Annotated in this window: 9 protein-coding genes; 7 read left to right on the forward strand and 2 right to left on the reverse strand. The window is 67.7% G+C overall.

Annotation, left to right across the window (positions count from 1 at the left end; translation table 11 throughout):
* Positions 1-2: 2 nt before the first annotated feature.
* A complete protein-coding gene (locus A8G08_RS06920) occupies positions 3-950 on the reverse strand; it encodes a 5'-3' exonuclease (protein WP_068271917.1) in 948 nt (315 codons plus the stop codon).
* A 37-nt stretch (positions 951-987) separates the two neighbouring features.
* On the opposite strand from A8G08_RS06920, the gene A8G08_RS06925 reads away from it, so the two are divergent.
* A complete protein-coding gene (locus tag A8G08_RS06925; protein ID WP_068271920.1) occupies positions 988-2,133 on the forward strand; it encodes a M24 family metallopeptidase in 1,146 nt (381 codons plus the stop codon).
* The gene (locus A8G08_RS06930) at positions 2,130-2,882 is read left to right on the forward strand and encodes a maleylpyruvate isomerase N-terminal domain-containing protein (protein ID WP_068271923.1); all 753 of its coding nucleotides are present in this window, start codon (positions 2,130-2,132) and stop codon (positions 2,880-2,882) included. Before A8G08_RS06925 ends, A8G08_RS06930 begins: the two co-directional genes overlap by 4 nt.
* Positions 2,883-2,888: 6 nt before the next feature.
* Here A8G08_RS06930 and A8G08_RS06935 read toward each other — a convergent pair whose 3' ends face one another.
* Positions 2,889-3,293 (reverse strand): pyridoxamine 5'-phosphate oxidase family protein, encoded by a 405-nt coding sequence (locus A8G08_RS06935; protein ID WP_068271926.1) that lies wholly within the window; start codon positions 3,291-3,293, stop codon positions 2,889-2,891.
* 30 nt (positions 3,294-3,323) lie between these two features.
* On the opposite strand from A8G08_RS06935, the gene dprE2 reads away from it, so the two are divergent.
* The 5 genes from dprE2 to A8G08_RS06960 all read left to right on the forward strand — a co-directional run bounded on the left by dprE2 (position 3,324) and on the right by A8G08_RS06960 (position 7,518).
* Positions 3,324-4,106 (forward strand): decaprenylphospho-beta-D-erythro-pentofuranosid-2-ulose 2-reductase, encoded by a 783-nt coding sequence (gene dprE2 / locus A8G08_RS06940; RefSeq protein WP_068271929.1) that lies wholly within the window; start codon positions 3,324-3,326, stop codon positions 4,104-4,106.
* Positions 4,103-5,320: a bifunctional cobalt-precorrin-7 (C(5))-methyltransferase/cobalt-precorrin-6B (C(15))-methyltransferase gene (locus tag A8G08_RS06945; protein WP_068271950.1), complete on the forward strand. Its 1,218-nt coding sequence runs from the start codon at positions 4,103-4,105 to the stop codon at positions 5,318-5,320. Before dprE2 ends, A8G08_RS06945 begins: the two co-directional genes overlap by 4 nt.
* Before the next feature lie 53 nt (positions 5,321-5,373).
* Positions 5,374-5,967 (forward strand): DUF8020 domain-containing protein, encoded by a 594-nt coding sequence (locus A8G08_RS06950; RefSeq protein ID WP_068271931.1) that lies wholly within the window; start codon positions 5,374-5,376, stop codon positions 5,965-5,967.
* 199 nt (positions 5,968-6,166) lie between these two features.
* The gene (locus A8G08_RS06955; protein WP_068271935.1) at positions 6,167-6,769 is read left to right on the forward strand and encodes a DUF8020 domain-containing protein; all 603 of its coding nucleotides are present in this window, start codon (positions 6,167-6,169) and stop codon (positions 6,767-6,769) included.
* The gene (locus A8G08_RS06960; protein WP_222844246.1) at positions 6,769-7,518 is read left to right on the forward strand and encodes a cobalt-precorrin-6A reductase; all 750 of its coding nucleotides are present in this window, start codon (positions 6,769-6,771) and stop codon (positions 7,516-7,518) included. The genes A8G08_RS06955 and A8G08_RS06960 overlap by 1 nt, the downstream gene beginning before the upstream one ends.
* The last annotated feature ends 40 nt before the right edge of the window (positions 7,519-7,558 follow it).

A 7,558-nucleotide genomic window follows, 5' to 3' on the forward strand; every position in this document is an offset into this window, starting at 1 on the left:
CCTCAGCGGTCCGCCATCGCGGCGATCAGGCGGCTGATCGGGCTCTCGGCGTTGTACTTCGCAGCGAGTTCCTCGAGCCGGTCCGGGTCGACCGGCGTGCTGGGCAAGGTGTCCGGTCCCGACATCATCACCTCGGCGTCGCACACAACGCGAACCACGGGTGCCGCCGCATCGAGATAATCGGAGGCCGCAGCCAGCTTGGCCCGCATGCCCTGTGCCATATCGGATTCCGGGTCCAGCACCGCGGCGCGCAGCCCTTCGAGACTGCCGAATCGCAGGATCAGCGCCGAGGCCGACTTCTCGCCGACGCCCTTGACGCCGGGCAGGCCGTCGGACGCATCACCGCGCAGCGTGGCGAGATCGGCGTACGCGGGCCCCGCGTTCGGAACCGGGACACCGTATTTCGCGGCGACCTCGGCCGGCCCGAACAGCTCGGCCTTGGCCAGCCCACGCCCGACATAGAAGACCCGCACTTTCGGTGCGGGGTCGTCGCGCACGAGCTGCAATAGATCGCGATCTCCGCTGACCACGACGACCTCGTCGGTTTGTTCGATAGTGCTCAGCGTGCCGAGCACGTCGTCGGCCTCGAGCCCCTCGGCGCCCGCGGTCGCAATACCCGCGGCGGCGAGCACGTTCAGGATCATCTCGACCTGAGGGGTGAGCGCATCGGGCACCTCCTCGGCGCCCGGTGCGGATCCCGCGGTGGTGTCGAGTCGATGCGCCTTGTAGGACGGCACCGCATCGACGCGGAACTGCGGACGCCAGTCCAGATCGAGGCACACCACGAGCCGCGTCGGCTGGTGGCGGGCGATCAGCGCAGCGACCATGTCGGTGAACCCACGTACCGCGTTGACTGGGCGGCCGTCGGGTGCGGTGATTTTGTCCGGGATGGCATGGAATGCGCGAAACCACAGGCTCGCGCCGTCGAGGAGGAGCAATCGTCCGCTCATGGTCCCCAGCGTAGGGGGCGATGACTAACCTGAGTCCATGAGCACCGCATCAAACAAGGGTGGATCGAGCCGATTTCCTTCCCCCGTCTACGGTGACCGACTCGAGCGTGCCGCGGCGATCGCCGGAAAAGCCGGCCTCGACGGCCTGTTGATCACGCCCGGTCCGGACCTGCAGTACATGCTCGGCACCCGCGCGCAGTCCTATGAGCGGCTTACCTGCCTGGTGGTTCCGTCGAACGGCGGGAAGCCGACGATCGTCGTTCCGAAACTTGAACTCGCCGGCATCGGTGATTCCGCCACCGCCGATCTCGGCCTCGACATCCGGGACTGGGTGGACGGTCAGGACGTGTATGGCATCGTGAAGGACCTGCTCGGCGGGACGCGCGCTGCGGTGGCCGAGGCAATGCCGGCGCTGCACCTGGTGCCACTCGCGGACAAGCTCGGCGCGCTGCCGATCCTTGCCACCGGAGTCCTTCGCGACCTGCGAATGGTCAAGGACGCCAGCGAGATCGATGCGCTGCGCCGCGCGGGACAGGCGATCGACCGCGTGCACGCCCGCATGGGTGAATGGCTGCGTGCGGGACGCACCGAGGCCGAGGTTGCCGCCGACATCAACCGCGCAATCGTCGAAGAGGGCCACACGCACGCCGAATTCATCATCGTCGGGTCCGGCCCGAATGGCGCGAACCCGCACCACGAGGTGTCCGACCGGATGATCGAACCGGGCGATATCGTCGTCATCGATATCGGCGGTCCGGTCGAACCCGGCTACAACTCCGATTCGACTCGAACGTACGCGATCGGAAAGCCGCCGAGCGGAAAGATCGCGGACCAGTACGAGGCACTGCAGCGTGCCCAGCAAGCCGCGGTCGATGCGGTTCGGCCGGGAATCACCGCGGAGGCCGTGGATGCCGCAGCGCGGGATCCGCTCGTCGGCGAGGGCCTCGGAGAATATTTCGTGCACCGCACCGGGCACGGCATTGGACTGTCAGTCCACGAGGAGCCGTACATCGTGTCGGGTAACGACATCGTGCTTGCGCCGGGCATGGCGTTCAGCGTCGAACCCGGTATCTACTTCCGGGGCGATTGGGGAGCGAGGATCGAAGACATCGTGGTGGTCACCGAGGACGGCTGCGAACCGATGAACACCCGCCCGCACGACCTGGTGGTGCTACCCGGATGACTGCGTCCCTCGACACCCTCGTGACCACGTTGCGGACCGAGGGCGACCGGATTGCGGCCATGCCGGCCGACCTGCTCGACGCGCCGGTGCCAACGGTGCCGGGGTGGACTTTGGAAGACGTCGTTCGGCACACCGGCCGGGTGCATCGCTGGGTGCTTGCCCGACTCGACTCCGACCCCGATGGCGGCTCTCCGTCGGAGCGGGCGCCGTCGCTCCCGCATGGCCCGGATTGCCTTGGCGTATACAAGGAATCGCTGGATGCGATGGTTGACCGGCTCACCTCGGTCGATCCGGAGACACCGGCGCAGACGTTCGTCGGTCGGCAGAACTACGGCTGGTGGATCCGCAGGCAGGCGCACGAGGTGACCGTGCACCGATTCGACGCCGCGGACGCGGTGCACGCGGCGGGCGGTCCGGCACCCGAAACGGCCGATCCGCTCAGCGCTGCGGACGGTATCGACGAGCTGACCTGCGTGGTGTACGCGCATCGCGTACCGCCGCTGCCGGAGGAGCTGCACGGGACAACCATCCACGTGCACGGAACCGATACGCCCGATGCCGAGTGGTTGTTGGAACTCGGCCCGGATGGAGTGCGGACGCGCCGTTCGCATGAGAAGGCGACCGTCGCATTGCGCGGAACCGCCGAGAACCTGCTGCTCGTGCTGTCCCGGCGTCGCCCGCTGGATGGGCTCGAGGTGTTCGGTGACGGGACCGTCGCGGCGCGCCTGCTCGATGTCGCCCGGTTCTAGCGCCGTTCAGTTCGTACGCAGGGACTGCGAGCCCATCACCCGGGTGACGTCGATTTCGATCACCACTCGCTTGGGGTTCTCCCGGGGCGTTCGATAGCGGCCCGCATAGCGCTGCTCGGCCTCCCGGACACTCTCCGGGTCCCGCAGCACCTTTGCCGCGCCCTCCAGCGTGAGCCAGCGTGCACCGTCGACCTGGCTGACCGCCGCGTACCCGCCGCGTTCGGCGTTGCGCGCCTTCTGGGAACCGTCGCTGGTGATCACGCGGGCCTTGCCGGCCTCCGGATCCCAGGTGAAGCCGACCGCGACGACATGCGGTGTTCCGCCGACGCGCAGCGTGGTCAGCGTGGCGAGATGGCGCTCGCGCAGGTATTCGAGCGCGCCTTCGTTGAGATCATCAGGGGTGGACGGCATGGGCTGACGATAATCCAGCACACTGAACCGGTGAGCGAAGCAGGGGGCAGAGCCGTTGGACCGCGCTCGACGGCGGATGTCGGGCCGGTAGTCATCCTCGGTGGACGCAGCGAGATCGGGATCGAGATCGCGGTCCGTTTGGCCGCCGGCCGGGACGTCGTCCTGGCCGCGCGGCGCAGCGACAGCCTCGTCGACGAGGTAGCCGCGGTAAAGGCTGCGGGTGCGGCGGCGGTGGCAACGGTGGAGTTCGATGCCGACGACGTCGATTCGCACTCCGCGCTGCTCGACGCGCTGGAACGCGACCACGGCCCGCTCGACACCGTCGTACTGGCTTACGGGATTCTCGGCGACCAGTCGCGGGCCGAAGCAGATTCTTCGCACGCGGTGGCGATCGTGCACACCGACTTCGTCGCCCAGGTGTCCATGCTGACGCTGCTCGCAGACCGGATGCGCAGTCGCGGCACCGGCGCAATCGTGGTCTTCTCCTCGATCGCCGGCGCCCGGGTGCGACGCGCCAACTATGTGTACGGCTCGGCGAAGGCGGGACTCGATGGTTTCGCCAGCGGCCTCGGCGACGCACTGCACGGCAGCGGGGTGCAGCTGCTCGTCGTGCAGCCAGGGTTCGTGATCGGCCGGATGACCGAAGGAATGAGTCCGGCGCCGTTGTCCAGCACTCCGGCCCAGGTGGCCGACGCAGTCGTGCGCGGACTGCGCCGAAACTCGCGCCGGGTGTGGGTTCCGGGTCTGCTTCGCCCGCTGATTGGCGTGATGCGCGTGCTACCGCAGCCGATTTGGCGCAGGATGCCGCGATGAGCGAGCAGATCCTCGTAGCCGGCATCGGCGCGGACGGCTGGGACGGGCTGCCTCCACGGACGCAGCGCGAGATTCTGGCCTGTGAGGTGATATTCGGCTCGCAGCGGCAACTCGACCTTGTCCCTTCGTCGAATGCCGAACGGGTCGCGTGGCCGTCGCCCCTTGTTCCGGCGCTTCAAGGATTGCTCGCCAGGCATGAGGGCCGCCGAATCTGCGTCCTTGCCAGCGGCGATCCGATGTTCCACGGTATCGGGGTCACGCTGGCCAGATTGCTCGGACCCGAACGGTTGCGGGTGTTGCCGCAACCCTCGTCGGTATCGCTCGCGTGCGCCCGACTTGGCTGGCCGCTGGCGACCACGACCGTGGTGAGCCTGGTGGCTCGTCCGGTGGAGACCGTGCTTGCCGCGCTCACCGACCGGTCACGGGTGCTGGTGCTCAGCAACGACGGCGCCACCCCCGCCGCGCTGGCGAAGGTGCTGTCCGACAACGGTTTCGGCGAATCTACGCTGCATGTGCTCGAACAGCTGGGTGGTCCCGCTGAGCGGATCGTGACCGAATCGGCGGCGAAATGGACTGACGCGCAATCTGATTCGCTCAATATCGTGGCGATCGAGGCGAAGGTCGCCCCGGACACACCGCGGTTGACCCGGGTTCCGGGCCTGCCCGATTCGGCCTATGGGGGAGATGGTCAGCTCACCAAGGCAGAGGTGCGGGCGGTGTCGCTGGCCGCCCTGGCTCCCGCGCCGGGCGAGCTGCTGTGGGATGTCGGCGGCGGCTCGGGGAGCATCGCGATCGAGTGGTCTCGTACCCACCCGGAATGCCGGGCGATCGCGTTCGAGCATGTCGCGGCGCGTGTCGAGCAGATCGAGCGCAACGCCCTCGCACTCGGCGTGCCGACGGTCAAGGTGCGCGGACGCGCACCGGAGGCGTTCGCCGATGCGCCCGTGCCGGATGCGGTCTTCATCGGCGGCGGCTTGACGGTGCCGGGTCTGTTGGATGCGTGCTGGGAGCGGTTACGGCCGGGCGGGCGACTGGTGGCGAACGCGGTCACCATTGAATCCGAGGCGGTTCTGGTGGACTGGGCACGCCCAAATGATGCGCAAATGAGGCGGATTCAGGTCCAACGCGCTGAGCCGCTCGGCGGTTTTTCGGCGTGGCGGCCACATATTGCTGTTGTCCAGATATTTGCCCAAAAGCCCCTGTTGAGCGCGTAGTGTCCGGGTCGCCGGTTGTCGGGGGCCGGAGACCACCCGACGTAGGAGGCACCGTGAAGTTCAGCAGAATCACCGTCACCGCCGCGATGGCCATCACCGCCGTCGCCGTCGCAACGGGAACCGCGAGCGCAGACCCCGCCCCAGCCGTGCCCGCCGATTCCGCCGCCGTGACCGCACCCGGATACCTGGGGAACGACCACGGCATCAACTACCGCACTTTCCTCAACGATGCGGGTCGGGCAATCACCACCACGATCGATGCGGGCATGTTCACGCTCGCGGGTGACGCGGTGACCCTGACCGATCGCTTCGGCGCTGTCGTCGCGTCCATCCCGCTGGCCTACGAGTTCGCCGGCCACCGCGTGTCGGTCGCGCCGTTGATCGCCGATGCCGGGCGCACGCTGACCGTGACCCCGCAGGTCGGGACGACCGACGCGGCGTTGAAGAACGTCGACGCCAATTGGTTCTTTGCCGAACTGAACCGCGCGGCTCCGGGTGCCGCCGTCGGCGCACTGATCGGCGGCGCCATCGGCCTTCTCGGGTTTATCGTCGGCGTTATCCCGGGCGCAATTATCGGTGCACTCGTCGGCCTGGTCGTCGTCGGTGGTCAACCGCTGATCGACTCAGCGTTTTCCGCTTTCCGCTGACCACTAGTCGCCGCGGATTTGACCGAACCGCCCGGAGTCGAGGTGGTGCCCTCGCTCACCGGGCGCGTCCGTGAGCCCGTGCTGTCCGAGAGCGGGATCCACATATTTGCGGAAGTTGGGCGTATGCCCAGAAGCCTTCAGCCGATATCGTCGGTGAGCCGGTGTCAGGGTCCGGTCCACATCCGACGAAGGAGAACGAGTGAAGGTCAGCAAGATTTCCGTTACGGCCGCGTTGGCAGCCACGGCCGTCGCGGTGGCGGCGGGCACGGCGAGCGCAGCCCCCGCTCCGGTCAGCCCGGCGGCACCGGCCGTTGTGTCCAACACTGGCTTCCATGGAACTGACCATGGGGTTTCCTACCGAACTTTCCTCAATGAAACGGGTCGCGAGATCACCACCACCGTCGACGCGGGCACGTTCGCGCTCGCAGGAGACACGGTCACGCTGACGGACCGTTCCGGCGTTGTCGTGGCGTCCATCCCGCTGGCTTACGAGTTTGCCGGGCAGCATGTGTCGGTCGCGCCGGCGATCGCCGATGCCGGCCGCACCCTCAACCTCGCGCCCGACTTCGGCAGAACCGATGTGGCGTTGAAGTCCATCAGCACGCAGGACTGGTTCAACACCGAGCTCAACAACGCGGCACCGACGGGAATTTTCGGCGCCTTGATCGGCGGGGCAATCGGCCTGCTCGTGGGGGGCGTCGGCGCCATTCCCGGTGCGATTATCGGTGCACTGGTCGGCCTGTACATCGGCGGCGGACAGCCGCTGCTGGATTCCGGCTCCGCAGTCCTGTCAGGTAACTGATCGAAACCCGCCGCATTCTGATCCTCGGCGGCACCCGTGAAGCCCGGGTGCTCGCCGCGGAACTGAGTGGAACGCCCGGCGTCGAGGTGGTGTCCTCGCTCGCCGGGCGCGTCCGCGAGCCCATGCTGCCCGAGGGCGAGGTCCGTATCGGCGGCTTCGGCGGAGTTGACGGGCTGCGGAACTGGTTGTCCGACAATGTCATTGATGCGATAGTTGATGCGACCCACCCGTTCGCAGCGCAGATCACCCGCAACGCGGTGGCAGCGGCGGCGGCCGTTGACGTGCCGATCCTCGTGTTGCGCCGTGCGCCCTGGCAACCGGAACCCGGTGATCGGTGGATCCCGATGGCATCGTTGGCCGATGCCGCCGAGCAGACCGCGGCGCTCGGTGATCGGGTGTTCCTCACCATCGGGCGCCAGGAGGTCGACGCGTTCGCCGGCCTCACCGATGTGTGGTTCCTTGTCCGCGCGATCGATCCGCCGACTGTGGCGATGCCCCCGCAACACGAACTCCTCTTGGAGCGTGGCCCTTTCACCGTCGATCACGAGATCGATCTGATGCGCACGCACCGCATTCAGGTGCTGGTGACGAAGAACAGCGGCGGCTCGCTCACCGAAGCGAAACTGGCCGCGGCCCGGGAACTCTCGATTCCCGTCGTGATGGTCCAACGCCCGGCGCTACCGGACGGCGTGGAGGTCGTGCACTCGCCGGCCGATGCCGCGGATTGGGTACGGCGGCTGCCCGATTAGGGAGGCCCAGCACGCGTGCCGGGCGCAAACCTTCCAAACC

The organism is Aldersonia kunmingensis, assembly GCF_001646865.1.
Taxonomy (GTDB): Bacteria; Actinomycetota; Actinomycetes; order Mycobacteriales; family Mycobacteriaceae; genus Aldersonia; species Aldersonia kunmingensis.